We start from the raw sequence: 22,737 nt of genomic DNA on the forward strand, positions 1-22,737 counted from the left end.
CTGGCCTTTGACCTCTTATGAACCTGCAGCATCAGCGAGGCAGGCTGTTGCTGCTTATTCGGTTTTGCATTGCTTCTTTTGCGCCCTGGCTTGTCGGGGAAATCGAACCACCACCGCCGCCACCGCCAAAACGATTGTAAAGCGACCTTCCGCCGCGATAGCTCGCACCGATCCCCTTGAAGCCAGCTCGCGCAATCTGCATTGGAGCGGTGACACCGGTCATGCGAACAAGCCGTGTTGCGGCGGCGCCGATACCAACGGCCAATCCTCCTGCAATGCCCTGAGCGAGGACCTGGATGTTCAAAAGGACAAATGCCCCGGCAAAACAAAGCAGAAGGAAGGCTGAAATATCACTGAGTGTAAGGCGTCGCTCCGTGGCGGCAGCGGATACCTTCGTCAGTTCAGGGTCCATTGCAGCGATAAGGAAGGCGGCGACGACAAATACGAATAACGGGATCAGTGCATATAGAAGAACTTGTTGGAACCACGCCTGCCCGAGACTGCGCGATTGTTCAAACAACATGCAGGCGATGAAGATGGGTGCGGTTCCGATCAGTACCCATAACATCACCTTCGCAAGAACGAGTATTGCGAGAGCAACGGCGATAAAGATTGCCACGCAGGCCATTATGAGAAAGCCGATCATCGACGGCAAAATGGTAAAATAGCCTGACTGCTCAGCAAAGGCCGAAGCTGCCTGATTGGCGGTCTGCCAAATCATGGAAAGACCGTTTGTCGGTTCGGTAATTCCTGTTTTGGTGGCCGTCAAGATAGCGCGACCAACATCTTCAGGAGTATTGTTCAGCCACTTGTAGAAAAAATCGTTGAAGTAACCCCAGTTGCTGATCAATGCCAGAATGAAGACCATGCGGAATACGCGAGTAACAATTTCGGCCACGCTGATACGCGAAGTCCCCATTATTACTTGGATACCGTAATATCCAACATAGGCGACGAACATCACCTTGAGCAGCGGCGTGATTTCAGAGCCGATAATATTGTAAGCCTGCGAAGAAAAATTCTCGCCGGACTTATCAATTCTCTCCAAAAGATCGCTCAAGAAATCATGCATAGCGGCCCCCGACTATTCCGACGCTATCGAATTGATTGCAGCAATGGCGGTCGCTGGATCGCCATTGATAAAGGCCATAGGTCCGCAGTCGTGCCGAATGTCTTCGGCAAAAGACGTGAGATTTGCTGGACGTTTGCACGGAGCAGTCTTTTCCTTGACCGTTCCGCAGCCGGCAACACCGGCTGCGATGGCGGTGAGGATAAAGAACTTCAGGAAGATGTTTGCGATATTAGTTTGCACTGTACGTCAACACCTTCTTGGAATTGGAAATGTCGGTGAGGCGGCGCTGATTATCAGTCTGCAACGACGACACGGCACCGTTCATGACGCCGATCAGTTCATTGATGGTCAGCCCTGCTTGGACTTGCAGCTGCGTGTTCTGGTCGATGGAACCTTTAATGTCCTTTGCCTGACCGATACTCTGCCCGGCCTGTTCAAAAGCGCTTCGGCGCGTCGTTACCGCCTGTTGCGAGCCATTTACGAGTGCGGCGACACCAAGCACAGTGTTGACCATCTGTTCATATGACTTGTCTCCACTGAAGCTGCTATTTGCTTGTCCCGACAAGTTCTTAACGAGCTGAAGCCCGTTGATGAAAGTGGATGCCACTTTGGCGATGTCACCGCCCATGCTACCAAAATTTGGCACTCCGCCGGACATAAGGCTGTCAAAAGAGGGCATTGACGATACGCTGAAGCCATTTCCGACGGCCAGGTTTTGCATCTGGTTGGCATCGCCGCCGCGATCACCGGTAACGGCCTTCAATGTCTCCTCGACCGTTGTCAGGATTTCCTTGTTTGTCCCGAGGATTTTGTCAGTCGTGACGGAGGTTTGTTTTGCCACTTCATAATTGGCAGCATCGATGACCGGGACACCACCTGCATAAGCCGCCGTGGGAGCGAACGATGCCGAAGCTACGGCAATCGCTGACGCCGAAATGATCAGTCGTTTCATAATAATCTCCCTTATTGAGGATCGAGGTTAAGTTTGATGTTCGCCTCGCGTTCACGCTGCTGAACGCAAGCCTTTTCTTCCGGATTCCATTCGAGGCCGGTACGGGGATCACAAACGCCGGTCGTTTCTCGGGGCTTGTCGTCTTTCTTCTTGGACGCAGACGATTGTGATGCGCCAGAAATGCCACTGGCTGAAACTGCATTGCGGCTGTTGAGCAGGTCGGCCATTGAATTGCCGAGGACAATCACCTGGTTGACCATTTCGAGGTTCGCATTTCGCGCGCCGGCGTTGTGATCCCAACTGTCTTGAATTGTGCCGGATTGCATACCGCCGAGCTGCGTGAGCCATGAAGCGACGTTGGCGGTACTTTCCTGGGTTGCCTGCGTCGTTGCCATCGCATTGATGGTCGAATCCCGCATACCGGAATATGCTGTATCGCCACCGCCGTAGTTCATGGGCAGGTCCTTTGATCCGCCGAACGCCGGTGTCCATTTCTGCGTGATATTCCGGACGTACCCCTGCGTTTCCTTAAACGGGGGAATGCCGCCGTATTTTTTAACGTTGCCAGCGCCAGCATTGTACGCTGCAAGAGCGAGGTTGGCGTTGCCGTTGAAGCGCTTGAGCTGCTGTTTGAGATAACGAGCACCACCGCGCAGGTTCTGTTCAATGTTATGGGGATCTACGCCCAACTCTTTAGCGGTATCAGGCATCAACTGAGCCAAACCGATAGCTCCCACGCCCGATTTCGCGCATGGATTAAAGCGGCTTTCCTGATAAACGAGCCCTAGAAACAGATTCTCGTCTACACCCTCTTCGCGCGCCACTCGTTTGACCAACCCGGAAATTTCCTGATTGGCTTTGGCGGCTGCAACGGGATCGTCCTTGCGCCCCGGTCGGTAGACGGCACATGTTACGCTCTTGTTGAGGGAGAACCGGTCTTTATCCGTCTTCTCGATCTCGGACGTTTTTTGATCACGAACCGTTCTTTCGGACAAATTCGACCCGTCAATGACAGGAACGCCACCAGCCAATGCTGACAAAGGCATGGTCGCTGACGCCAAAAATATGCATAGAGCAGTTTTCTTATGCATCATTCCTCTCCCATCCGCAGAATTCAGCCAACCAGTTTTCAGGCTCATCGCCATATCGTTCCCGCAGCGCAGCACATTCTTCGACGGTCTCTTTTCGACCCGACAGCACTTTGACGAGATCAGGCATTTTCGAGAGATCCAGACGGGCAATGACTGAGTCATTCCCGTGCTTGACGAGAAACGTGCGCTTTTCAGGCGGAGTGTTTTTGATGAAATTGAATTCTTTAACCGTCAGGCCAAAGCGTTTGATGTAGCTCTCTTCGTCAGCGCGCGGGTTCGGGAAATGAATATTCGTGGCCGATTGCTCAATAAGGGTGTGAGACGCCTTTGCTTTGGCAATATCCGCTGCCGACTGAGTTCCGAAACCTACAATTCCGTTGAGCTTACGGATGGTTTTCATCTTATCGATGATGAAATGACTGAACGTTTCATCCATAAGCAGCTGCCAGCCTTCGTCCATGAAGAACATGACAGGCTCGCCGTTCAGAAGCTCATCGAGACGGTGATAAAGGTACATCAGTGCGGGGGTTCGGATATCCTCGTTGCCGAGGATGCTGGTCATATCGAAACCGAAGACACTACGCCCGGAGAATGACAGCACATCGTGCTGCGCATTGAACAGCCATGCTTTTTCGCCATCGATCCAAGGACGCAACCTTGACGCCAGGTCGTTCGCATCTGCCCGCGATCTGCCTACCAAGAGGCCCGAAAGGTTTGGTAAGTTGCGCTGAGCTGCCGGCTCTTCCATGATACGGGCAATTGCGCGTTCCAGCGTGTCTGCGTCCTCCTGGCTGAAGTCGCGTTGATCGCTAGATCGCAACATTGATTTCAAAAGGCGAAGCAGAAAATCACGATTGGGGCCGGTGTTTTCCAGCTGAAGCGGATTGAAACCCGTCGGTGTTCCCGGCGAGAGGACTTCGTAAGCTCCCCCCATGGCACGCACGAAAATCTCGGCACCTCTATCCTTGTCAAAGAAGACTGCTTTAGGGGTAGGGCTGATGCGCATCGCCTGCGCCAGCAGGAATGTCAGGGCGACGGTCTTACCGGAGCCAGTCGGGCCAGTGACAAGGAAGTGACCAATATCGCGACGATGAAAGTTGAACCAGTATGGGGTTTGCGAGGTGGTCTCTAGTATCGTGATCGGCAAACCCCAATGAAGATTGTCCGATTGACCGGTCGCGAAATTGTGCATTGATGAAAGGCCGGAGAAATTTGCCGAAGACAGCATGGCCTTTCGCGCACGATAGCTATGGTTGCCGGGCAATTGTGCCCAGAAGGACGCTTCAAGGTTCACGTCCTCGCGCAGCCAGTTGATGTTCATGTCGGTCAGGCAGCTACCAAGCTCGGAAACTGCTCTGCTCAAACCTTCAAGGTCGCGAGACAGGCAAAGCAAAGAGAAGTGGTGAATGCCAAAAACAGCCTCTTGATTCATGAGACTGTTAAGCGCGAAGTCGATATCGCTTTCGACTGCACTTCCGGACTCATCCGACGCGGCAATCTGGCGCTGAAGCCGGGTGATACGCTCCAGCGCAATCGGTTTGTCGGAAATTGTGAAGCTTTGCGTCAGAATGAACTCATGATTCACCTGCAACAGTCCATCCAGCATTCCGGGACCGGTGTATGGCGGATATTCTTTGATAGAGAGCATCGCGCCATAACGATTGTCCTCATCGGTGGCGGCTTGCGTTTGCATCGCTCGCTTACCGAAATGTAGGCGTGACGTTCCGACGTAATTTCGAATGCCCATCCGGGGAAGGCGCATTTTGCGCGGCACGCCGCAGTTTATAATGGTATTTATGAACTCGCATGGTTCGGAATAGGGCTCCCCATCGCAATATGTTATCCCGAGCTCGCGCGCACCATATTTCTGCAGCTCGCGCGCCATGTTGGAAACGAGCTCTTCGAGTTCGGTCACGGTTTCACGCGTTTGCTGATCTCGAACCTCAGCGCCTCCAGAACGTGTGAATGCACGACTTACTATATCGCTGAGGCCGAGTGCGCCACGCATATGAGTTCGCACGATCGAGAAATAAATTTCATTGGCGAACATGCGCTTATGGCGTAACTGGCTCATATAGCGGTTATTCAGCTGTTCGCAGAACGCATCATCGAATGCGCCGCCGATTTCCGAGTCAACCTGTCTGCGTATTACTGTCGACCAGACAGAAAAGCGGCTCGATCCAAGCGCACGAATGATCGTACTCTGAACATTCGAGCGCATATTGAGTTCGGCTTGATCTTCGGTTTGGAAAAAGAGGCCGTCGAGTTTGATGACCGACAAGAGTGCGCCGTTTTCCAAGCCGATCACTGTATCCGACATATGCCTCAGATATGGGATATGCGAAGCCATAGGCCGCTCATTATGAGCGACCTTGCTAAATCCGAGTTCTTCTCTGACGACTTTCAACATTAGCTAAGGTCCGTACGAATTTGTTCCCCAGAAGGACTTGTTGCGTGTGCGAGGCGTTTTGCGCGCGGTGACTTCAAGCACATCGAGAATTTTGTTGTCCCAAGCGCAAAGGGAGAACAGCACCGCATAGCTGATCGGGGCCAGGAGCAGGGTCCAGAACGACTTGCTGACCAGCCATGCTATGATTGTGATGCCGATAACGACGACCACTGCCATATACGGGACACCCCACATGGTGGGAGATCGAGTTAACCCGATTACCAACGGTGTCAGCTGCGGCTTTACATCCTCGTACTCAGCCATCGCTAGTTTCCAACCGTGCTAATCAGCTCGTCGACGATTGATGGAGCACCGAAAACAAGACCGATTCCGAGGATCACACCGCCCGCAAGAAACCAGGACAGTCGGCCAGCAAATGCGAGGAAACCGAGCGCCATAACAGCGATGATCGCAAACAGACGACCAATAGGGCCGCTAATGAAATCAACGATAGCTTGAAATACTGTCTGAACCGGCGCGAAGGCACCATTAACGCCACCTGACTGTGCAAACGCCAAATCCGCCCCGACAATTTGCGCAGCAGCCAGCAAACCAAGGCAGACTGCCAGCTTTGAAGCGCTGATATGCCAAACCTTATTCTGTTCGTTGATCATCCTTCTCTCCTTTAAAAATGCATCACGCCACCAACGAAGGTGCCGGTTTTCTTGACTGCAATGACCCCGGATTGAGTTTCGCTCGCCATGATCGGCGAGGATCTGCGACCGCTCGCAACGAGCTTCTTTTTCGGCGCTGGCATGGTTACGCCAAGCTGGTAATTGACGACTTTTGCGACGTATCCGACGGTTTCCCTGAAAGGTGGAACGCCGCCGTACTCATAGATGCGGCCTTCGCCTGCGTTATAGGCAGCGGCAACAAGCAGGGGGTTTTGGAACTCGTCCAAAAGCACCCGGAGATACTTAACGCCGCCTTCAATATTTGACGCCGGATCACAGACGTCGCGGACGCCGAAGCGCTCAGCGGTTCCCGGCATGAGCTGCATCGGCCCGCGTGCGCCTTTGTCTGAATTGCGGGAACGATCGAACTGGCTTTCTGCCCAGGTGATGGCGGTAGCAAACAGAGCATCGACTTGATGTCGGCGAGCGGCCTGTTCGACCAGTGTTTTGATTTCCTCTGGTGATAGCGGGGACGGGCCGCATTCGGGAGTGGATACAGCGGCCTGCTTAGTAAAACGCAAATCACCTAAACGGGCAGATTCATCCTGAAGAGAGATAGCCGGATTGGTAATACTAGCGAGAGAGCCAGTGGCTATAACGGCGCTGGAGACGTTGCCAATATGGTTATTCGTATTAGTGCCATTGCCGCTTTTATTTTCCGCAGAAACGATGCCATCGGAACCCACGACAAATTCTTTGCTTTTGCTTGTCCAGCGGCGGTTGAATACGGTCAAATCCGAGCGTGATCCGGATGCGTCGTGAGTTGCGGCCTCGGCGTCGCCATCTTGCGCGAAAGGCGCAATTGCGCCTCTTTCTTCTGCGCAAGTGGCGGCAATCCCGAACGGGATGAACAATGTGGCGCTTAACAATAGCGCTTTGATTGAAAGCCTCTCCATTCTAGCCCTTTAGCTCCTGTCGCAGACCTCACATGCGCTGTTGAGGTTGCAGCAAAAACCGATTAAGTTCATAATAGCATGATACCAATTTGGCTAAGTGATACATGCTTTTTCGCAAATCATAAACCCCCTATGAATAGGGATAACGAATAAGCAAGACGGTAAGGGCTAGAAAATGAAGAGAACCATCGCAATCGCAATGAGCAGTTGTATGTTGGCAACAGCCGCAATCGCCGCGCCTGCAATCAACAAGGACTACATCAAGTCGCTGGCATCGCCCGGGAAGACCGTGCTTGTCATTGAGTATTATGACGGCGACGGAAAAGTTACGGCTCGGAAGGGGTTTGCATCCGCCTCGGGCTATAAGGCAACTTCACCGACCGAATTTCGGGTTGATGATAAGACCCTTCTGAATCTGTACGGGCTAGAAGCCTGCAAAGGCGAAATGGTCAATCGCAAGGATGATTTTGCTGGTTCTTGCACTGACTACGCCAAGCAGCAGCTGCAGATCATGTTGCAGTCGCCGAAGGTTCTCTTTTGTCGGGCATTTGTTAGTGAAGAGAGCGCACCCAAACAAAATGTGACGTGCTACGGCTATTACAATTACCCCGGGAGCCTGGACACGGTTGATATGCTCGAAGAGCAATTGCTCTCTCTTGGCGCGCTCCGCATTGCGAAATCGAAAGACGGGAAGCTAGAGCGTCCCGATCTGGAGAACGCGCAGAAGATTGGAGAAGACGGCTCCTATGGTATGTGGGCCGATCCGCGGGTGAAGGCCCAATGAAGCCAGCCCTATTATCGCTCTGCATGGTCCTTTTATCGACGACGGCTTTTGCAGCCCCGGAGGGATATTTCGACCTCCAGCCGGGCGTTACTTTGGAAACTGGCGATACGTGGGTCTCAGAAGGCCAGCGCTATCGCCTCTATGGTGTTCAGTCATGCCTTCGAGGAACTGCTTTCACTGATACGACCGGAAACAAGAAGGACTGCGGTGAGGCGTCGCTTGCCGTATTCGCCGCTTATATCAAAGACACCAAACCCGTGTGCGCTCCCGTAGCGCAAACTGCCGATACTTCTTATGTCATTTGCTATGCCACAATCGGCGGAAATCGCCTCGATTTAGCGACGGTATTGATTACGAGCGGCTATGCCTTTGCCGCGCTGAAGGCTGACGGGCTTCCCTACTATCCAGCATACGCAGTGGCCGAACAGGAAGCTCGTGAGAAGCGGGCAGGCCTCTGGCAATTCGAAGACGTTCAGCATCCTGCCATCCTGTTGAGCAAATCGGCAAACGAACGGACGAGGAATGCCCAACAATGAAATATCTGATCGTAGCAATGTCATTTGCCCTCGCATCGACACCAGCATTCGCAGCTGACTCTCTTCAAAGCGCGCCAGCTGTCAGCTTACTGGTTCAACCTGGCCAGCCGGCACCGCTTCCAATCTTCAAGGGTCGTGTCGCGGTTATTGATGGTCGGACCCTCTGGTTTCCCGCTTATGCCCAACGAGTTCGGCTCGCGGATATTGACGCGTGCGAATTGCCTCAATGGGCGCTGGATCCGAAATGGACGAACAGAGACGTCACGAAAGCACCGCCGCCTGTACCCTGTGGCCCCTTTGCCAAAGCTTGGCTCAAAAGAACGATCGGGGCGTCTGCCGTCTCCTGCGGTGTCGTCGGCTATGATGCTGAAGGCATGGCACGAGCAAGATGCACATCACGGGGACGCGACCTAGCTCTCGAAATGCTTCGCGTGGGTTGGGCGAGGGTGGATTCACCCTACCTCAACCACCCTCAATATCTCAGCTATCAGCGTGCCGCCATGTCGGCGCGATATGGCATGTGGGGAACTTACGTTCTGGATATGAACGAGTGGCGGCGTAAGGCAGTCGACAAAACGCTCGATCGTCAGCCAATCGCGGATTTCAACCTGCTCGTAGAGCGCAAAAGCGAGATCTCTCCCCCGTTTGCCGACGCGCGCAGAAAACCAAGAAGGACAGACCGATAGTTGGCGGAGATCGCTCATATTGCGCTCAATTTCGCGCGCGATCCCATGGCCTGCTTGTTGTTGGCCATCTTGCTATCGTTTTTGCTTATCATCCCGTCGTCGAAAATCTGGTGGGTCCACGGCATAATCGCGGCCCTTTTCCTCACCATATCGCTGTTTTTCCACGAACAACGGCAAATGTCGTTCGATGCGTTCTTGATCGGCGTCTTTGCCTATCCAGCGGTATGCCGCGACATACCAAATCAGCTCTTGGTCTATCGAATTGGAATTTACTGGTTTTCTGCGTTCACACTTATCGCCCTATGCAGCTACGCGGCCGGAGATCTCATCACACGGTCCCCTTTTCACGCCCGAGACATGTTGCCTACCGGGTTGGTTTCAACCGCTACAATATGAGGATGACCTGAAATGAAGCAGCTTCTGTTTGCACTCGCTGGCCTTGGCACTATCGCCGGGACGCCATCCGCTGCAATTGCGCAAGACACGGGAGGCACGCCATCTTGGGGTTGCCAGGTTCTTTTGTGCGCAGCATCCTCAAACCCTTCGTGGCATGGCGTCCCTTATTGTGTCCCGCCAATGACCAAACTGATCAAGGCCATGGCAAAACCGGGTTTCTCATGGCCCATTTGCCACGAGGCAAAGTCTGGCAAACCCGGATATCAGCCTTACGAGGATTGTCCATCTGGTTTCAAGGAAGCCAGCAATATGAGTGATCGCGGCGCAATGCTGTCGAACCGCTGCGAAAAGACAATCAACACCTGCACCAACAAGATCAGGGAACAGAACAAAGAACTTCAGCAATACAAGGATGTTCAATATCGAGACATTGGTAACTCGGATCGCGGAAATAGTTGTCGAAAGGTCGTCTCCATTGCTCGGCCTATGCGAAAAGACCCTTACTTTATTGACATTCCCGATTATCAAGGTCTTAAGGGGCGCTATTGGTTCAACCTGAAACTTTAAGGAGCTCTAATGAATCAGAACGCACTTCTCGCACTGGCTGCTAGTGCCGGCATCGCAGTCGGTGCGGGCGGTACTTGGTTCGCAGTCTCCAACTCTACGAGCAACGCAAAAGCACTGGCCAAGGCCGACATAGTTGCGGCCATCAACGCCGACCCGACACTTTGTCCCGTTCCAGATGAGCCAGCGTCGAGCGCTAAACTCGATGTACCAACTCAAGCTGAAGCACTGATTGCCGTAAGGAAACTGGAAGAGAAAAATCCGCTTTTGTGGGATAGGAGTGAACTTGAAAAGCTTTCCGTCTCACTAGCGAATTGTTGGCCTGTTGACGGTGCCAACGGCGTAGTCGAGTGCGTTACCAACGTCAAAAAAAATCCGTCAGCGCAAGCTATTGCGAGGACGGTTGGATTTGCCAAGGATCAATCATCTGGCGAATGGATTGCGACAGACCGCAAATAAATGAAGCCCGCGAGCGGGCTTCCATCACAGTTAGATATTTTCGACACTCTTCAAAACTGTGGCCACTTCGTTTTTCGCGAGGGTTAGCCGTCCTGAGATAATTGAGGCTGCGAGATAGACCAGTTTGCCGATTGCGTCATCTACATCTTGCGGCTCATAATCAACGACCCGGCGCGGGTCGTCAGCCAAAGACGATAGTTCCAGCAGCCGTTTCGTCGGGCCAGCGTTACATTCTGGAACGCCGCCGCTTTCGTTCTCCCAACTTATCGCATTCCCAATTGCATCCATAATGGCCTCCGAAAGTCATTTTCAGAAGATGGGTTAAGCTCATAAGTGCAATTCTCAAAACTGACGCATAGTTGATAGCAGCAAGAAGCATACTCATTAGAAGATCGGGTACTTCTTACTGTACGATGCTCAGTTTCTTACCTCTATGCACCAAATTCTGACGAAACAGCCATCCCAAAATCTAAATGATAAAAACGTTGATTAAGGTATCTTGCACGCTAGGATACGAAACGAAGCGAAACGCAACGAAATTTGAGCCGGTAAGAGATTGATAAAAAACGGAAAGTTTTTTTTCGTTCCACCGAAAGACGGGAGCGATTTCAAGGAATTGTTCAAGCGTATCGCCGCTGAGGGCGCAGGTCGCCCGCTCGGCAGCGACGGCGCTCGCACTGGTCCCTGGACGCCGGAGCTACTTGCGGAGGCCATAACGCTTGTCGATCCCAAGCGCGTCGGCGTTGATCTACGGACTGTACAGCTCTGGTTTCAGGAGAATGAGAAAGGCATAAGCACTACCAACATCGGTTTGCTGGCGAGAGTTCTAAGCTGCGGTGACTCGGCTGCCAGAAGTGAATGGATTATGGAGCTTAGCGCGGCTCAGTCCCGGTTGGTGGCGAAAAGACGCGAGATGAAGAGGGCCGAAAGTGTTGGGCCATCGGAGCCAGACCGGGGTGCAGCTCGAATAGCAAGATCGGATTCCGTACGCGATGACGATGGCAGGCGATGGAACCTAGCCAGACAGTCTGAGAAGCTTTTCAGCGAAGGTTCTCCCCTGAATCTGTCTGCTTCTGTTTTTGCCGGAATGTCCGCCCTTGGATTCCTTTCGTTCATCATAGGCATTCACAACGTTAAGTTCACCCGATCCGATGGCGTCATCAAGCAGGTCGGCTTCCTTTGGGCGGCGAACTGGACATTAGTGTTCATGGTATTCCTCCCGCTCTTCCTTGCCTTTGTTTTTGAACTGGTGAATTCGTGGAAGCACGAAAAACGGAGGGGGCTTGTCGATGGCGCAATCGAGGACAGCGACAGCGCATGGAAGCGAATTATTGATGCTTCATCCGGTTCATTCTGGGCAGTGTTCCTAATATGCTTATTATTTGCGGGTGTTTTCCAGTGGATTGGCGTCTGTTTGATGCCTCTCATCAAAGGCGGAGGTAATTACGCGATCGATTGGGGCACAGTCGCGATAGTCCGGCCTGAAATCGTAACGATACCTGTTGCGATCTTTTTCACGGCGCTCGCCTACCTCTATATGTGCCTATCGTTTTATCTTTTTTTCGCCGGTCTTATTCTGCTTTATTCTGTGATCAATGACTTTTGGAAAATCCGCAGCGCGGCAAAATCACGGATCCTCTTGGACGCGGGCGATCTAAGCGATACCGGGTTTTGGGTTATGCTGTGGGTTTTCCGCTGCACACTCTTAGGTATGCTGATCGCTACCGTCATGAAGCTGCAAAGCTCTTATCTGGCGTCAAATGACCCAAGCATCGTTGCATGGGTGATTAGCGACCTTTCATCGATCCTATTCGATCGTACAGACGTGCACAGTCGCATTAGCTATCGGATGCCGACACACTTCAGCAGCCTGCTCATCGCAATATCAACCTGTTTTGTTTTTCTATATGGTGTGATCCGCGCTGGATCGGGAAGTCGTTATAAAGTCGCTCTCTGGAAAATGACCGCAGTTGTGGCGCTGCTTTTCGCAAGCTATTTGTCTATCGACGCGTTTTCCGGCTTTACGGTCCTGATGTTTGCCGGGCTCCTAATCGCTATTTACTGCTTATTTGATCCGGCCTTCGGGCGCGGGCGTGCGAGTGAGGTTAGCAATCAAAGTGTTTCATAGTTGGCTTGATCAATGGGATGAGAAACGGGCACGACGCGGAGAAGATGCTAAAAAAGCAACGATCGTCAGTCTTGATGCAGAACGCGCGTTTCCGGGCGCTGCGAATGTTTCCAACATCGAAGAATTCTGCAAGCTCGGGGTGCAGGCAACTGCCACGCCATCGTACTTCAGAGCGCCACTCGGCGACGACAACGATTTTGAGCGGGCAGGGGATTTCCTCAAATTTCCATCTGATATTTCGACAGACATTGAGGAAAATAACCTGGTCTGGTCGAAGATCACCGATAGCGGCTCGCGCGACAAGGCACTGGTAATCTTTCATCATTGGAACGCACGATCCCGCAACCGACAGATAGCGGGTTATTTGTCCAAAAGGGGCATCACAGTCGTTGAGATTGCTATGCCGTATCATTTTGAAAGGAGCCGTCCGGGGGCCGACTACGCTGATTATATGCTAAGCGCAAATCTTGGCCGAACGATCCAGTCACTACGGCAGGCCGTGTGGGATGGACAGAAGCTCATTCGTTGGCTGAAAAGCGAAGGATATCGAGAAATCTCCGTACTCGGAATGAGCCTCGGTTCATGGGTCGCAGGACTGGTCGCCGCTCATGATACCAACGTTAGGAAAGCCTCGCTGTTTCTCACAGGTGGCAGTCTGGCCGAAATGGTCTGGACCGGGCGAGCAACGCGAGCAATACGCGAGAGCTTTGAACCCACGATAAACCTTTCTCAACTGCACAGGGCTTGGGCACCGCTTGATCTGGGGAACTACGCTTACAGTCTCGCCCGTCCTGATCTGGATATTCAGATCGTTTTGGGAAAAAGAGACAAGGTTGTATTGCCAGAAGTGTCAATTGCTCTGTTGGAAAGTCTGAATAATGCTGGCGTAAACCCGGATGTTCTGCAATTAAACTGTGGTCACTATTCACTGGCAATTCCGCCGTACATAATTTTCGCCGGAATTAATTTAAAACGGTTTCTGTCGAAGTCTGACAGTTCAGATCGTCAAACATGAACTATCAATTGTGAATATCCATCATCAGGTGCAGGGGTTTGTCCTAATCAAGGGGATCAATTTCACCATTCTCGGAGGGGAATTAATGGTCAAACTGCCTTTGAAGGCCCTGCTTTGTACGAGCTGCGTTGTATTGGGAACGGCCAGTCATGGTTCTGCCGGCGGACTGGAACGTGGCGGCTATAACATAGACCTTCTGTTTGATCCGGATCGGTTCGCCACGGAGGCGACCTCCATCTATGTCATGCCAAACAGGAAGCTAAATAACGTCAGAGATAGCAGTCCGTGGGACGGACCAGTTGGTGGGGGACGAACCGACGGTGTTAAGGAATCTGAGGCTTATTGGTTCCGCGGATCGGTCTCAAGTTCGGTATCATCGATTCCCTTGATTGCCTTCTCGACTATTCGCAGCCATGGGGCGCACATACAAATCCCGGTCGAAACTGGGCTGGCGCCAACGACAACACCGAAACCAAAATGAATAGCGATGGCTATTCCGGAACCTGTTCTTATAAATTCGACGTCAGCGAGAAGGGCCAGTTTCGGCTCATCGGTGGTGTGTTTTACCAATCCATGGACGGCTTCAAAGAACAGCTGGTCGCGCCTATCCCGGCTAACCCGTTTGGCTGGAACGGTCTCGGTCGATTAACGCTGGAAGCAGACGGATGGGGATGGCGCAGTGGCTTCGCCTACGAGGTTCCGGAATACGCATTTCGTGCCAGCTTGGTTTATAATTCCGAGGTTAAACTTGACGAGTTCACCGGTAAGCTCGATCTCACAGGTCTCCCACCTGGCGCTGGCGGAAATCCGCTTGCAGGAGGATCATGGGATGTAAACGGGTCCGCCAAGCTGCCACAATCCCTTGAATTGAAAATGCAGTCGGGAATTGCGCCGGATTGGCTTGCCTTCGGGTCGTTAAAGTGGACCGACTGGAGCGTTCTGCAGGATATTCCATGAGCTTCGATTTGGTGGATTGATAGGGGTGCTTACCGGCGGTGAAGTCTCGAATGAGGTCGTCAACCCTGCAACAGGCCGTCCTTATCTGGACGCGTCCTATGACTTCGATGATGATATCGTTTCTGCATTGACCTTCTCATTGAAGGTCAAAATATAATCTGGCAAAGCCCGCAATTGAGCGGGCTTCTTGCCCATCTCAGTCCAAATTCTCGACACTCCTCAGCACCTTTCTCATCTCGTCCTTTGCCAGCGTTGATCGACCAGAAATCAGAAAAGCCGCGATATAGACCAGCTTATCGATAGCGTCAGCGACATTTCCCGGTCTGTAGTCTATTACCACGCGCCTCGCGTTCGTCTCGGCGGCCGCCAGTTCCAGAAGCCGTTTTGCGTGATCGGCATCGAAAAGGTCATCCGAGTTCTCGCCAACGCCCCGCTGATCCGTTCTCTTACCAAAAGCCTGCATGTGAGCATCCGTCACAACGACGAGCCTGACAGGCATTTCCTCGCCTCTTTTTACCATTTCGCTCTCCATTTTCCCTTTTCCCGCGAAGCGGTCTTGCTCTTGCCCATGGGGCAGGAGCCCCGCTCCTGCTCCTGCGGCGTCGCAAGTCAGACCGGGAGAGAGGGGGCAAGCAGCGGCGAAGAGCGGGCAAGGCCCCCGCCCTGCCTGATGGTGCGCAACGCGGTTGCACCTGGAATGGTGCGACCGACTTGCTGCATCGAAAGGTCGAGGCGATGCTTGTGGGGAGAGAGGGCAGAGCCCTTTCTTCCCTTTAAAAACAATGAGCTCGTTGGCGCTCTTGCGCCGCCAATGCCGAACATTAAACTGGCGTCCGAATTGAGGTTCGGTGGAACCAACTCGATAGGAGGCGAAATTCAGATGACGGGTGACAGAAGTGCTTTTGTGATTAGGCAGATTGTCGAACTGCCCGCCCAATTGGATCAATTGCAGCAAGAGGCCGAAGCAGAAGGCCGCAATATGATTTCCATGCTTCGTGACGAATGGCGCAGCGGGGCCAATCGCTTTGACCGCCCCGGCGAAATTCTAGCTCTCGGAACTGTCGATGGTGAGATCGCCGGTATTGGCGGTACAACACAGGATTTCATGGATAGCAACTGGCTACGTATGCGGCGGTTCTACGTTCGACCGGCTTTCCGGAGGCGCGGGGTTGATCGACAGATTGCATTGTTTGTACTTAACCATGCGATGACATTTGATCGCCCGATCGTGCTCTACTCAGCGGGCTCTGATGCGGAATTGTTCTGGCCGACGATTGGTTTTATCCCAATCGAGCGCGAAAACACGACTCATATCTTTCCTGGCAAACAATGACTGGATTGAGAGTAAGTGGACTGCGCTCGAGATCCGTTCTGCCGCACAATTACTGACTATCTGGCCGACTGCATACAATGTTTTAGCAAGTTAGGGATGCGACGTTTTTAGCAAGATAGAAATGCGACAGGTGCTGACGTTCAGCCCCCATTCCGAGAGGCTGGTCAGGGTTGCAAGCGAGGAATGGGGGCGGGTGAATATCCACCTCTTCGGCTTTAGCTTTGAGAGTGCCAAATGTCATTAAAGATGGGCATTTCACTCGGCTGCAGCCAACCGGGCTAATGCTTTTTCCCGACGTGCAGTAACTTCAGGATCGTTCATGTAAGCGGTGCGCGATTTGCGCTCACGCTTCTGATAACCGTTGGCTGTGCTGCCGTCGCGAACACCAAACATGTGGTTCGTCTGCCCCGTTCTGCGTGGTCCACTCTTACTGCGTTGCAATTCCCGACCTGCCTGCATCTCGGCCACAATCGATAGCATGTCATCCAATCGCTTGTTCTCGACAACAGGCGACCGGTGAACAGAACGAAGCTTGTCGAAGGTTGTATAGGGCAGGGTGTCCGTTCCATGCATGATCTCCAGACGGCCATCCGGATAATCGCAGACAATCACCTTCTGTCGGGCCAGCCGCTTTGCAAGCTCCGTCGGCTCCAGGATGAACAGCACCTTGTCGTAACGCAGCGTCAGTGTTTGCGAAAGTGTCCGTACTTCCTTCCGGCACATCGCGCTGTCGATGTTCTCATGCCCGGCCAGCGGTCGATGCATATCCTTCGGATTGCGCGGCTCCTTGCCAAACCGGGCATTGAAGTCTGCAATATATTCCGGCGCATAAGCATTTGCTGCTTCGATTGTATCAATGCCGCGCAGTCGCAATTCCTTCACCAGGCGATCCTGCAAAGTCCTGTTGGCCCGCTCGACACGGCCTTTGGCCTGCGGAGTATTGGCACAGATAATATCGATGTTGAGCTCATAAAGTGCCCGACCAAACTGTGTCAGGCCGCTTGTTCGATCTTTCTCTGAACCATGTGTGGAGCGAAACACACCATGCTTGTCGCTGTAAAAGGCCAGCGGCTTGCCCCATTCCTGCAAGTAGGCCTTCGTCGCATGAAAATAATCGAATGTATTCTCTGATCCGGCAAAACGCAGATGCAGAAGCTTGCCGGTGGCATCGTCAATATAAACGAGGAGGGCGCATTTGGGACCCCGCTCCTCAAACCACCAGTGATGCGACCCGTCGATCTGCACCAGTTCACCGAAACAATCCCGCCGGCCGCGCGGCTGATGCAGTTGTCGCTTGCGTTCACGACGCGACGTCCACAACCCAGCCACCGTCATCCATTGCCGCAGCGTCTCCTTGCTGACCGAAAGCTGGTGTCGTTCGGCAAGCTTCTCACAGGCCAGTGTCGGACCGAAATCCCGATAATAACCCCGCACCAAATCCAGAACACCATTGCGGAAATCTTCGCTGTAACGATGATTGCTCAGGCGACCGCGTCTTCCCGAAACCAGTCCAGCACTCCCAAGTTTATCGTAAGCCTGTAAAAGACGATGAATCTGGCTGCGGCTGAGATCGAGCAATGCGGTGGCCTGTATAACGGTCAGGCGGCGATCCCGTATCTTCTGAATGACTTCCAATCGATTGAGTTCTCTCTGCGACATAGTAATCAAACAAGACATGGCAACTCTCTAAACTGATACACATCAATAGAGAGCCAGTCTTCCTTTCCTCGTTCGATCTGAACAGAGCACGCGACCTAAAAATGTCGCATCTCTATCTTGCCCATCTGTCGCATCTGTATATTGCTGTTATATACAAAAATCGCATAATACGCATTATGGAACTATGTTGTTGATATTGCTATATAATACATGATCGGCTTGCTAAAGTCCATTCGTAAACCGCAAGTCGCATTTTGCATCCATCCACGCCAATCACCATGAATGATACGACTTTTCGGTTTGATAAACTTGATAACCGAGCCATAGCGCCCCGCCAGTGGCGATGAGCAGGCCGAGGAAGAAACGCCCTACAATTGCGCCCACGACGAATTGCAACAGGAACATGAGGAAGCCGATAAATAAAGCCGTTTTCAGTGGAGAGCTCATTTTCCGCCCCACTTCATCTGAACGATAATGGATGCTGTTTTTCCGCTCTGTGGCTTCGCCACGGTCAGGAAATTCGGTCCGGTTTGGGGGTAAGGATGGTACTTATCGTCGCTCATTTTCCAGTCCCGGATAAGGAATCGACAAAAAGACGTCGTTGATGGAATCCTGGCAATCGGGATGCTGTTTCTTTAGAGCGATCAGGCATTGCCGGTAATAATCCTGATTGGATTTCAGAAGCCGAACCTCCTCTTCCAGATCGCCAATCCGCTCAAACATCGCTCGCGTCGCCGGCGACAGGTCTCGCGCATCACCAGTCCTGTAATCCCAAAGCGTCATCAAACGCCCGTTTTCGACGATAGCAACGACGAGCTGCGCTGTCTCCGGATAATAGCGCGGCAAAGCCGCGGCCTTCAGAGCCGTTCCAGAAAGGCCACCTTCACAATATTCGCCACCTAGCAGCCGCGGATTGTCGCCGCTATGCTCTGCCATGGCGACATACACGCCATCCTCTGGATATCCGACCAGGCCTGTCGCCTCTTCATCAGTCAAAATGCGCACGATCCAGCTCCTATTGAATCATGTGCTTGAGGACTGTTGCCCACTTGGCTTTGGATGCATCATCACCTTCAAACCACGCATCCATACCGAACCAAGCGGCCATGATGCTTGCCTTGTCGCCGTAGTAAGCACGGCAATCCTCTATGATCAGATTTGTGTCTGCCGTTCGGAACGAACAGACATCCTCAATCATGCTGCGCGCATCCTGCAGCGTCTGGCCCGGCAAAAGCACAGGTATCGCGTCCATCTTTCTTCCTCCTCAAAAAAAGGGACAATCAGGATGCGGCGAACGCCGCATCCTGATTGCCGCTTTCGTCAATGCTGTCAGGCTTGGTCTTCAAATGCTGGATGAAATTAGAGATCGCCGCAAGCGTAGGAGCGTCGAGCGTCCGCAGCTTGTCGAAAATCGATTTCGTCATTTCTGCTTCTTTATTTGTGGATCGTCGACCTGTTCAAGCCCAAGAATATCAATCCATTCTTCTAACGAACGTCCCTTCATATCTCCTGTCAAACGTTGTTTCATTCCTTTTATGGGAAAATCGATGTAGCCGATTTGGCTAGCTGAATGCGGTGAAAAATAGAGTTATGATTGAATGGACTGGGCACGTAGCTGCGCGCCGGCGCTCTATGCTTTCGGCACGGAACCTGGCATTATGCCGGTTTCTGCCCATGCGGGTGACGATCGCACTCGTGCAAGGCGCATAGCGGCTCAAAGAAATTTCAATTACCGAATTGGCTATCTCTTGTTTACACGACCCGACGACTTCAGCATAGTGCGTCAATCCGGCGACAACCGGAATAGGTGCTGACGTCTTGCTAGCCCTTGGCGTCAATCACCTGGGAGCCGTCCTGCGTGCAAACAGGTCGGCTCCCTCCCTCGTTGACAATCAGATGATGAATGGCGACCGCAACGGCGGTCATCTTTAGTTTCACTAGTGAGGGAGAAAGAGCGCTGCCCTCTCCCCCTCGCAAGAAAAAAACGGTCTCCCCGTCCTTCCTCGCATCGTCCCTTTGGTCCTCAGCTCGTGCAGGATCGATACGGATCCGCATACGCGGATCTGCACCGACCCTCCGGCTACGCCTCGGGCGGGCGAACCCCCTCCGTTTTTTTTCCTTGCTACCCCCTCTCCCGCTGTTCCGCACGAGCTCGGGAGCAGGAGTGGGGCTCCTGCCCGATGGGCAAGAGCAAGACCGCTTCGCGGGAAAATGGAGAAGATCATGATCAATAAGAACAAGCCAACAACCATCATTATCGCGTTGAACAAGCTGGATCGTGACCCGAAGAACGTGCGCAAAACCTACCGCAAGGAAGGTATTGAAGAACTGGCGGCAAATTTGCGTAGCGACGGTTATCAACCGTTGCAAAATCTGGTCGTGCGCGAGGGCGATAGGAAAGGCCATTATTTCGTGACGGCTGGTGAACGCCGCCGTCTGGCGCTGCTTTTTCTGGCAGAGGCTGGTGAGATTGCGGCAGATTTCGCGGTCGAGTGCAAGGAACGTGCCGCCGAGGATGCCACGGCAATCAGTCTTGCCGAAAACGCTATGCGCGAAGAAATGAACCCCGTTGACCAATATGAAGCTTTCAAGGCCATGGCAGATGAGGGAAAAGACATTGCTGATATCGCCGCTCGCTTTGCGATCTCTGAAACCATAGTGCGGCAGCGCCTCGCGCTGGCGCGCGTCGCACCCGAATTGCTGCAATTGTTCCGGGACGAGGAAATTGGCTATAGCCAGTTGAAAGCTTTTACCATCTGCGATGATCAAAAGCGCCAGATGGAAGTCTGGAACGCCCTGCCTGACTGGAATCGTGACGCGCACCGGATCAGGTATGCCCTGACCGAGGAAATGATACGAGCAGACGACAAGCGTTTTGAGTTCATCGGTGGCGTTGAGACATATGAAGCGGCAGGCGGAGCGGTCAAACGTGACCTGTTCGATACGCGAGACGGTGGATATGCCACGGATGCCGCCTTGCTGGAAAGGCTGGTTGCAGAGAGATTCACCGTGATTGCCGAGCAGGTGAAGGCCGGAGGCTGGCAGTGGGTCGAATGCAGCACGGGCGTTCCCGATGGGTTGCACCGCATGGAACGCTTTTATCCCGAAGACGTGCCGTTGTCCGCTGAAGATCAGGTCGCACTTGATGCAGCACAGGCAGAATATGACGAAATTGCCGAATTGATTGAGCATGATGCCGCCGACGATCAGGCCGAGGAAAAGCTTGAAGGTGTTCAGGAGCGTATTGACGCTCTGACGGCCAAGACGGAAGCTTTCAGTTCCGAAGCACTGGAACAGGCTGGTGCGTTCGTGATGATGGACTACTACGGCAAGGTTCGGATCGAGCGTGGCTTTGTGAAGGCCGAGACGGCGACGGTTGATGACGAGACTGAGAACAGCGAGACGGAACATTCGTCCGAGTTGACGGCTCCCTCCCTTCCAGTGATGACGCATAGTGCGGCTTTAATAGAGGACCTGACCGCACACAAGACAGCGGCGCTGCGCATTGAACTGGCGAACAATGCGGACATCGGGCTCGTTGCCGTGGTGCATTCGATGTTGATCGAGGTTGTTTATCCCTACGGCGGTCATAGCGCCTTGCAAATCCGCGTCAGCCATGAGCGGCTTGACGGTTCGATGAAGGATGCCGCGAACTGCGAAGGCTTGTTGGCCTTCAACGACCTGTCGGATCGCTACGGTGACATTCTTCCCGGCAATCCTGATGACTTGTTCGATTGGCTGCGTGAGCAGCCACAAGACATGCTTCTATCGCTTCTGGCTTTTGCCGCCGCTCATGCCGTCAATGCGGTTGAGCCGAAATTCTGCCAGCGCAAGGGCGATGTGGCGCAGGCCAATCAACTTGCCCGGTCACTTGACGTTGATATGTCGGATTGGTTCGAGCCGACCGCCGACAACTATTTCAATCACGTCAACAGGACGACGATTGAACTGGCAGTGGCCGAAGCCAAGGGCAAGGATGCGGAATTGTCAGTCCGTGCCGCCAAGAAGAAAGCCGAAGCGGTTTGATCGCAGAACGGCTCGCTTCCGGAAGCGGATGGCTCCCGGTCCCCGTTCGGATCGCGGATGAAGCCGCAGCCGAAACCATGGACGACGAAACCGGCGAAGAAGCTGGAAGCGTCGACGATGAAGAGGAGTTTTCCCAAGCGGCTGAATAAGCCGCAGGACGGTCGTGCGTTTCTCCCGCACGACCGGTTCCCCATTGCGAATGTAGAGAAAAGCATCTACATTAAAGTAAATATTTATCTACATGGAGTGCCAGTCATGGCAATCAATGTCACAAATGAAACCGCCGACCAGTTGACGCGCAAGTTCGCAAAGATCGCAAAGGTAAGCATTTCTGATGCAATCGTCATTGCCATGCGCGAAGCGATCGAGCGCCGTCTGAACGTCGAAACACCGGCCCAGACTGCAGCGCGTTTGCGAGAAAAATATCACGTTGCAGGCAAGGAAGCAGCAAAAAAGCCTCTACCGAAGGAAGCCTATGACGAAATGTGGGAATCGTGAGCGACATGTTTATTGACGCTTGCGCCCTCGTCGCTGTTTTGTCCGACGAACCAGAAGCCGAACGCGTTTCCACCGCGATCATGAATGCCAAAAAGCGCTTTACATCACCGCTTGTCGTTCTGGAAACTGCCCTCGCCTTATCTCGGCCAGACAAGTTCGATCTTCCCATTGATCATGTTGAGCCAATTATCATGGAGTTTCTGGACGCCCGCGCCATTGAGCTTCGCGATCTGCCGCCTGCAAGACGAACCACGACGCTTTCACTCCACGCGGCCAATACCTACCGGAAAGGCCGTCGTGGTCTGAACTTGGCAGACTGCATTCATTACGCGTGCGCAAAATATTATCGTGTGCCAATCTTGGCGACGGATAACGAATTTCGCGAAACCGATCTGGAAACCGTGCCTTAGAGTGCACGGTGTCCGATATCGCGTGCTTCAGATTGCCAGTCTAAATTCCGTATGGTCCTGACACAGCTAACCTCGCGGTTATGTCGCAAAATTTTTACTGTTTCTGCGTCCTGTCATGATCACAGCGTGTCATTGCGGGAGGTAAAGAGGAA

Annotated in this window: 28 protein-coding genes and 1 pseudogene; 14 read left to right on the forward strand and 15 right to left on the reverse strand. The window is 52.9% G+C overall.

The window, feature by feature from the left end; all coding sequences use genetic code 11:
• Positions 1-31: 31 nt before the first annotated feature.
• The 8 genes from KWJ32_RS24515 to KWJ32_RS24550 are packed head-to-tail and all read right to left on the reverse strand — an operon-like array spanning position 32 to position 7,134.
• The gene (locus KWJ32_RS24515) at positions 32-1,072 is read right to left on the reverse strand and encodes a type IV secretion system protein (RefSeq protein WP_151610599.1); all 1,041 of its coding nucleotides are present in this window, start codon (positions 1,070-1,072) and stop codon (positions 32-34) included.
• A 12-nt stretch (positions 1,073-1,084) separates the two neighbouring features.
• On the reverse strand, positions 1,085-1,312 hold the full coding sequence (locus tag KWJ32_RS24520) for a hypothetical protein (RefSeq protein ID WP_231771635.1): 228 nt from the start codon (positions 1,310-1,312) through the stop codon (positions 1,085-1,087).
• Positions 1,302-2,024, reverse strand: a complete 723-nt coding sequence (locus KWJ32_RS24525) for a type IV secretion system protein (RefSeq protein ID WP_151610600.1) — start codon at positions 2,022-2,024, stop codon at positions 1,302-1,304. The genes KWJ32_RS24520 and KWJ32_RS24525 overlap by 11 nt, the downstream gene beginning before the upstream one ends.
• An 11-nt stretch (positions 2,025-2,035) precedes the next feature.
• Positions 2,036-3,070, reverse strand: a complete 1,035-nt coding sequence (locus tag KWJ32_RS24530) for a lytic transglycosylase domain-containing protein (protein ID WP_192799580.1) — start codon at positions 3,068-3,070, stop codon at positions 2,036-2,038.
• Positions 3,071-3,107: 37 nt separating this feature from the next.
• Positions 3,108-5,525, reverse strand: a complete 2,418-nt coding sequence (locus KWJ32_RS24535; protein WP_151610602.1) for a VirB4 family type IV secretion/conjugal transfer ATPase — start codon at positions 5,523-5,525, stop codon at positions 3,108-3,110.
• A gap of 3 nt (positions 5,526-5,528) precedes the next feature.
• The gene (locus KWJ32_RS24540; RefSeq protein WP_094544258.1) at positions 5,529-5,828 is read right to left on the reverse strand and encodes a VirB3 family type IV secretion system protein; all 300 of its coding nucleotides are present in this window, start codon (positions 5,826-5,828) and stop codon (positions 5,529-5,531) included.
• A 2-nt stretch (positions 5,829-5,830) separates the two neighbouring features.
• Positions 5,831-6,178 (reverse strand): TrbC/VirB2 family protein, encoded by a 348-nt coding sequence (locus tag KWJ32_RS24545; RefSeq protein ID WP_105545309.1) that lies wholly within the window; start codon positions 6,176-6,178, stop codon positions 5,831-5,833.
• Between the two features lie 11 nt (positions 6,179-6,189).
• Positions 6,190-7,134: a lytic transglycosylase domain-containing protein gene (locus KWJ32_RS24550; protein ID WP_151610603.1), complete on the reverse strand. Its 945-nt coding sequence runs from the start codon at positions 7,132-7,134 to the stop codon at positions 6,190-6,192.
• A gap of 175 nt (positions 7,135-7,309) precedes the next feature.
• Here KWJ32_RS24550 and KWJ32_RS24555 point away from each other — a divergent pair, with 175 nt between their 5' ends.
• The 6 genes from KWJ32_RS24555 to KWJ32_RS24580 are packed head-to-tail and all read left to right on the forward strand — an operon-like array spanning position 7,310 to position 10,559.
• Positions 7,310-7,918 carry a hypothetical protein gene (locus KWJ32_RS24555; RefSeq protein ID WP_105529524.1) on the forward strand — a complete coding sequence of 203 codons (609 nt, stop codon included), beginning with the start codon at positions 7,310-7,312 and terminating at the stop codon, positions 7,916-7,918.
• The gene (locus tag KWJ32_RS24560; RefSeq protein ID WP_151610604.1) at positions 7,915-8,454 is read left to right on the forward strand and encodes a thermonuclease family protein; all 540 of its coding nucleotides are present in this window, start codon (positions 7,915-7,917) and stop codon (positions 8,452-8,454) included. Before KWJ32_RS24555 ends, KWJ32_RS24560 begins: the two co-directional genes overlap by 4 nt.
• A complete protein-coding gene (locus KWJ32_RS24565) occupies positions 8,451-9,140 on the forward strand; it encodes a thermonuclease family protein (protein WP_151610605.1) in 690 nt (229 codons plus the stop codon). The genes KWJ32_RS24560 and KWJ32_RS24565 overlap by 4 nt, the downstream gene beginning before the upstream one ends.
• Positions 9,141-9,536 carry a hypothetical protein gene (locus tag KWJ32_RS24570; protein ID WP_151610606.1) on the forward strand — a complete coding sequence of 132 codons (396 nt, stop codon included), beginning with the start codon at positions 9,141-9,143 and terminating at the stop codon, positions 9,534-9,536. It begins immediately after the preceding gene.
• Positions 9,537-9,548: 12 nt separating this feature from the next.
• Positions 9,549-10,103 (forward strand): hypothetical protein, encoded by a 555-nt coding sequence (locus tag KWJ32_RS24575; RefSeq protein ID WP_151610607.1) that lies wholly within the window; start codon positions 9,549-9,551, stop codon positions 10,101-10,103.
• A gap of 9 nt (positions 10,104-10,112) precedes the next feature.
• Positions 10,113-10,559 (forward strand): hypothetical protein, encoded by a 447-nt coding sequence (locus KWJ32_RS24580; protein WP_151610608.1) that lies wholly within the window; start codon positions 10,113-10,115, stop codon positions 10,557-10,559.
• A gap of 30 nt (positions 10,560-10,589) precedes the next feature.
• Here KWJ32_RS24580 and KWJ32_RS24585 read toward each other — a convergent pair whose 3' ends face one another.
• Positions 10,590-10,847, reverse strand: a complete 258-nt coding sequence (locus tag KWJ32_RS24585) for a hypothetical protein (protein ID WP_151610609.1) — start codon at positions 10,845-10,847, stop codon at positions 10,590-10,592.
• 268 nt (positions 10,848-11,115) lie between these two features.
• Between KWJ32_RS24585 and KWJ32_RS24590 the strand changes: the two genes are divergently transcribed.
• The 3 genes and pseudogenes from KWJ32_RS24590 to KWJ32_RS24600 form a co-directional block, all read left to right on the forward strand.
• The gene (locus KWJ32_RS24590; protein WP_151610610.1) at positions 11,116-12,687 is read left to right on the forward strand and encodes a hypothetical protein; all 1,572 of its coding nucleotides are present in this window, start codon (positions 11,116-11,118) and stop codon (positions 12,685-12,687) included.
• Entirely contained in the window at positions 12,677-13,702 is a 1,026-nt protein-coding gene (locus KWJ32_RS24595; protein WP_151610616.1) for a dienelactone hydrolase-related enzyme, read from the forward strand. Before KWJ32_RS24590 ends, KWJ32_RS24595 begins: the two co-directional genes overlap by 11 nt.
• Before the next feature lie 85 nt (positions 13,703-13,787).
• A pseudogene (locus KWJ32_RS24600) lies at positions 13,788-14,653 on the forward strand (outer membrane protein transport protein); the annotation flags it as partial.
• Between the two features lie 202 nt (positions 14,654-14,855).
• Here the strand turns inward: KWJ32_RS24600 and KWJ32_RS24605 are convergent.
• On the reverse strand, positions 14,856-15,179 hold the full coding sequence (locus tag KWJ32_RS24605) for a hypothetical protein (protein ID WP_231771634.1): 324 nt from the start codon (positions 15,177-15,179) through the stop codon (positions 14,856-14,858).
• A gap of 360 nt (positions 15,180-15,539) precedes the next feature.
• On the opposite strand from KWJ32_RS24605, the gene KWJ32_RS24610 reads away from it, so the two are divergent.
• On the forward strand, positions 15,540-15,992 hold the full coding sequence (locus KWJ32_RS24610) for a GNAT family N-acetyltransferase (RefSeq protein ID WP_151610611.1): 453 nt from the start codon (positions 15,540-15,542) through the stop codon (positions 15,990-15,992).
• Positions 15,993-16,247: 255 nt separating this feature from the next.
• Here the strand turns inward: KWJ32_RS24610 and KWJ32_RS24615 are convergent, their stop codons facing one another.
• The 5 genes from KWJ32_RS24615 to KWJ32_RS24635 all read right to left on the reverse strand — a co-directional run bounded on the left by KWJ32_RS24615 (position 16,248) and on the right by KWJ32_RS24635 (position 19,075).
• Positions 16,248-17,669, reverse strand: a complete 1,422-nt coding sequence (locus KWJ32_RS24615; RefSeq protein ID WP_151610612.1) for an ISNCY family transposase — start codon at positions 17,667-17,669, stop codon at positions 16,248-16,250.
• A 255-nt stretch (positions 17,670-17,924) separates the two neighbouring features.
• Positions 17,925-18,098 (reverse strand): hypothetical protein, encoded by a 174-nt coding sequence (locus KWJ32_RS24620; protein WP_192799577.1) that lies wholly within the window; start codon positions 18,096-18,098, stop codon positions 17,925-17,927.
• Between the two features lie 102 nt (positions 18,099-18,200).
• On the reverse strand, positions 18,201-18,656 hold the full coding sequence (locus tag KWJ32_RS24625; protein WP_151610613.1) for a hypothetical protein: 456 nt from the start codon (positions 18,654-18,656) through the stop codon (positions 18,201-18,203).
• A gap of 10 nt (positions 18,657-18,666) precedes the next feature.
• Positions 18,667-18,903, reverse strand: coding sequence for a hypothetical protein (locus tag KWJ32_RS24630; protein ID WP_151610614.1), 237 nt, complete (start codon positions 18,901-18,903; stop codon positions 18,667-18,669).
• Between the two features lie 28 nt (positions 18,904-18,931).
• On the reverse strand, positions 18,932-19,075 hold the full coding sequence (locus KWJ32_RS24635; RefSeq protein ID WP_192799576.1) for a hypothetical protein: 144 nt from the start codon (positions 19,073-19,075) through the stop codon (positions 18,932-18,934).
• 799 nt (positions 19,076-19,874) lie between these two features.
• Between KWJ32_RS24635 and KWJ32_RS24640 the strand changes: the two genes are divergently transcribed.
• The 4 genes from KWJ32_RS24640 to KWJ32_RS24655 all read left to right on the forward strand — a co-directional run bounded on the left by KWJ32_RS24640 (position 19,875) and on the right by KWJ32_RS24655 (position 22,585).
• Positions 19,875-21,677 (forward strand): ParB/RepB/Spo0J family partition protein, encoded by a 1,803-nt coding sequence (locus tag KWJ32_RS24640; RefSeq protein ID WP_231771633.1) that lies wholly within the window; start codon positions 19,875-19,877, stop codon positions 21,675-21,677.
• Positions 21,674-21,826 carry a hypothetical protein gene (locus tag KWJ32_RS24645; RefSeq protein WP_231771632.1) on the forward strand — a complete coding sequence of 51 codons (153 nt, stop codon included), beginning with the start codon at positions 21,674-21,676 and terminating at the stop codon, positions 21,824-21,826. The genes KWJ32_RS24640 and KWJ32_RS24645 overlap by 4 nt, the downstream gene beginning before the upstream one ends.
• A 106-nt stretch (positions 21,827-21,932) precedes the next feature.
• On the forward strand, positions 21,933-22,175 hold the full coding sequence (locus tag KWJ32_RS24650; protein WP_151610735.1) for a type II toxin-antitoxin system VapB family antitoxin: 243 nt from the start codon (positions 21,933-21,935) through the stop codon (positions 22,173-22,175).
• Positions 22,176-22,180: 5 nt separating this feature from the next.
• Entirely contained in the window at positions 22,181-22,585 is a 405-nt protein-coding gene (locus tag KWJ32_RS24655) for a type II toxin-antitoxin system VapC family toxin (protein ID WP_151610734.1), read from the forward strand.
• Positions 22,586-22,737: the final 152 nt, after the last annotated feature.

The sequence above is a fragment of the Ochrobactrum sp. BTU2 genome, from assembly GCF_024539785.1.
Lineage (GTDB): Bacteria > Pseudomonadota > Alphaproteobacteria > Rhizobiales > Rhizobiaceae > Brucella > Brucella anthropi.

Excerpts from the sequence above, each read along its gene's own strand:
- KWJ32_RS24640 (WP_231771633.1), top strand. The coding sequence starts at position 19,875 with ATGATCAATAAGAACAAGCCAACAACCATCATTATCGCGTTGAACAAG.
- KWJ32_RS24655 (WP_151610734.1), top strand. The coding sequence starts at position 22,181 with ATGTTTATTGACGCTTGCGCCCTCGTCGCTGTTTTGTCCGACGAACCA.
- KWJ32_RS24545 (WP_105545309.1), bottom strand. The coding sequence starts at position 6,178 with ATGATCAACGAACAGAATAAGGTTTGGCATATCAGCGCTTCAAAGCTG.
- KWJ32_RS24530 (WP_192799580.1), bottom strand. The coding sequence starts at position 3,070 with ATGCCTTTGTCAGCATTGGCTGGTGGCGTTCCTGTCATTGACGGGTCG.
- KWJ32_RS24605 (WP_231771634.1), bottom strand. The coding sequence starts at position 15,179 with ATGGTAAAAAGAGGCGAGGAAATGCCTGTCAGGCTCGTCGTTGTGACG.
- KWJ32_RS24515 (WP_151610599.1), bottom strand. The coding sequence starts at position 1,072 with ATGCATGATTTCTTGAGCGATCTTTTGGAGAGAATTGATAAGTCCGGC.
- KWJ32_RS24525 (WP_151610600.1), bottom strand. The coding sequence starts at position 2,024 with ATGAAACGACTGATCATTTCGGCGTCAGCGATTGCCGTAGCTTCGGCA.
- KWJ32_RS24635 (WP_192799576.1), bottom strand. The coding sequence starts at position 19,075 with ATGACGAAATCGATTTTCGACAAGCTGCGGACGCTCGACGCTCCTACG.
- KWJ32_RS24610 (WP_151610611.1), top strand. The coding sequence starts at position 15,540 with ATGACGGGTGACAGAAGTGCTTTTGTGATTAGGCAGATTGTCGAACTG.
- KWJ32_RS24630 (WP_151610614.1), bottom strand. The coding sequence starts at position 18,903 with ATGGACGCGATACCTGTGCTTTTGCCGGGCCAGACGCTGCAGGATGCG.
- KWJ32_RS24620 (WP_192799577.1), bottom strand. The coding sequence starts at position 18,098 with ATGAGCTCTCCACTGAAAACGGCTTTATTTATCGGCTTCCTCATGTTC.
- KWJ32_RS24565 (WP_151610605.1), top strand. The coding sequence starts at position 8,451 with ATGAAATATCTGATCGTAGCAATGTCATTTGCCCTCGCATCGACACCA.
- KWJ32_RS24585 (WP_151610609.1), bottom strand. The coding sequence starts at position 10,847 with ATGGATGCAATTGGGAATGCGATAAGTTGGGAGAACGAAAGCGGCGGC.
- KWJ32_RS24540 (WP_094544258.1), bottom strand. The coding sequence starts at position 5,828 with ATGGCTGAGTACGAGGATGTAAAGCCGCAGCTGACACCGTTGGTAATC.
- KWJ32_RS24535 (WP_151610602.1), bottom strand. The coding sequence starts at position 5,525 with ATGTTGAAAGTCGTCAGAGAAGAACTCGGATTTAGCAAGGTCGCTCAT.
- KWJ32_RS24550 (WP_151610603.1), bottom strand. The coding sequence starts at position 7,134 with ATGGAGAGGCTTTCAATCAAAGCGCTATTGTTAAGCGCCACATTGTTC.
- KWJ32_RS24575 (WP_151610607.1), top strand. The coding sequence starts at position 9,549 with ATGAAGCAGCTTCTGTTTGCACTCGCTGGCCTTGGCACTATCGCCGGG.
- KWJ32_RS24555 (WP_105529524.1), top strand. The coding sequence starts at position 7,310 with ATGAAGAGAACCATCGCAATCGCAATGAGCAGTTGTATGTTGGCAACA.
- KWJ32_RS24615 (WP_151610612.1), bottom strand. The coding sequence starts at position 17,669 with ATGTCTTGTTTGATTACTATGTCGCAGAGAGAACTCAATCGATTGGAA.
- KWJ32_RS24580 (WP_151610608.1), top strand. The coding sequence starts at position 10,113 with ATGAATCAGAACGCACTTCTCGCACTGGCTGCTAGTGCCGGCATCGCA.
- KWJ32_RS24560 (WP_151610604.1), top strand. The coding sequence starts at position 7,915 with ATGAAGCCAGCCCTATTATCGCTCTGCATGGTCCTTTTATCGACGACG.
- KWJ32_RS24650 (WP_151610735.1), top strand. The coding sequence starts at position 21,933 with ATGGCAATCAATGTCACAAATGAAACCGCCGACCAGTTGACGCGCAAG.